Annotated in this window: 1 pseudogene; it reads left to right on the forward strand. The window is 35.2% G+C overall.

The features are described 5' to 3' along the window. Nucleotides 1-1,090: pseudogene (locus HET73_RS07295) on the forward strand (class II fumarate hydratase); the annotation flags it as partial. Between the last annotated feature and the right edge of the window lie 646 nt (nucleotides 1,091-1,736).

A 1,736-nucleotide genomic window follows, 5' to 3' on the forward strand; every position in this document is an offset into this window, starting at 1 on the left:
CAAACTGGGTCTGGAACTCAAACCAACATGAACATGAATGATGTGATCAGTAATCGCGCAATAGAAATTTTGGGCGGTGATTTGGGCAGTAAATCTCCAGTGCATCCAAGCGACCACGTGAACTGTGGTCAGTCATCAAATGACACTTTTCCAACAGCAATGCACATAGCAGCAAAACAAATAAATCATTCTCTTATTCCAAGTCTTGAAGTACTGCACAAGGCTCTGAATGATAAGGTTCAAGAATTTAAAAATATAATAAAAGTAGGACGTACTCATTTGCAAGATGCAACTCCTCTAACACTGGGGCAGGAGTTTTCTGGCTATACAGCTCAGATTAAAAAGGGAATAGAGAGAATAAAATCAACTCTGAGTAATGTGTATGAGCTTGTACAAGGTGGCATTGTAGTTGGTATGGGACTCAATACTAAAAAAGGTTTTGCTGAGGATTTTGCTAAAGAAGTGGCAGAAAGCACCAATCTTCCGTTTATTTCAGCAAAAAATAAATTTGGAGCATTAGCAGCAAATGATGCTTTGGTTGAGCTGAGTGGAACACTCGATACCGTAGCGGTCAGTTTAATGAAAATTGTAAGTGTTACAAGTGATATAGAATACCTGGCTCGAGGTGCGGAATTGGAGAAATAACATTACCAGAAAATGAGCTGGTTCGTCAATCATGCCAGGTAAAGTGAATCCAACTCAGTGTGAGACTATGGAGTGTGCTCAAGTTATGGGAAGTCATGTCACTATCAGTGGTTTAAATGGTCATTTTGAATTGAATCTGTTTAAGCCAGTAATAATATACAATGTTTTGCAGTCTATAAGACTTTTGGCTGCTTAAATTTCACAGAAAAAAGTGTGCTTGGCATTAAAGCAAATGAAAAGAGGATAAAAGATCTCCTGGATCAGTCGATAATGCTGGTTACCATACTAAATACGCATATAGGATATGATAACGCAGCAAAAATAGCAAAACTTATAACTTTATAAAGAAAATGTCACTCTAAAAGAAGCGGCAATGAAGCTAAAGCTACTCACTGAAAAAGAGTTTGAAGAAATAGTGAAACCACAGGAATTGGTGAATTTATAAAGCCACTACCTTTTTTACTCTAATTATAGTATTAAATATTCGATCTTCATCAAAACTCATTCTAGGGTGCCAAATAAGGCCATCGAAAAGCATATCAATGTAAACTAGGCTACTGCGACCTGTATAAAGAACCTGGATAAAGAACCTGGATAAAGAAGTTCAAAAAAGTTAGATAAGGTTAAATTAGAAGAAGTAGACCCCGACGCCTGATCAATTCCAAATTGTAGACTAGTTGAACATATGCCATTTTAATATTCGCTTTTCCGCTAACATTTTCAAAAAAATGTACTGTCATTATATATACCAACACAAGTAAGTGTGGAAATTTCAGATTTATTTTACTGCTTAATAAATTAGTAATAAACGAATTAAAGTTTACGTTAGTAAATTCTATTCCTTGTGCTTGTAAATTGATATCTCCAGACAAGGCATTAGCCCAATCTTAAAGGCTTTTTCCTTGAGCTTTAATTTCGCCATGTAAGTTCATCTGACCATTCATATTGTCAATTCCTTTAACAATACCAAACATTTTAATGTCTAAATTTGCGATTAAAAATTTCATATGCATTTAATTCGATCTTAAATGACCCTGAAAAGATACTTGTCCATGTTCTAGTGAATAATCTACCTTTTTAACAGTCACAGT

It is taken from the genome of Wolbachia endosymbiont of Atemnus politus, from assembly GCF_013309895.1.